This is a genomic window from Azospirillum griseum, from assembly GCF_003966125.1.
GTDB lineage: Bacteria > Pseudomonadota > Alphaproteobacteria > Azospirillales > Azospirillaceae > Azospirillum > Azospirillum griseum.
The window spans coordinates 1-230 of the sequence record NZ_RXMA01000204.1 but is presented as its reverse complement, the minus strand read 5'-3'; the positions used below and the strand labels follow the sequence as shown (position 1 = coordinate 230).

The following is a 230-nucleotide window of genomic DNA, read 5'->3' as shown; positions in this document are numbered from 1 at the left end:
ACCCGCTTGCGCGCGCTCTCCAGCTTGACCAGCCGGGGATCGCAGCAGACCTGCCGCAGCTTCAACAGCGCGTCCAAAATCGTGATGTGGCTGCGGGCCAAGCCCTTGCGGGCGATTTCCTCGCGCACCCGCTGGTCCATCGCCAGCCGGATCGTTTCGTACAAATCGCGCTGGGCGGCCTGGGGATCAACCCGCTCGACCATCTCGGTCTTCGGCGGCAGCTCGCTGGC

At 67.0% G+C, this 230-nt stretch carries 1 protein-coding gene; it reads right to left on the bottom strand.

Annotated elements, in window-relative coordinates:
• Nucleotides 1–230: SNF2-related protein (locus EJ903_RS26785; RefSeq protein WP_148105351.1), on the bottom strand; the 230-nt coding region annotated here is incomplete at both ends.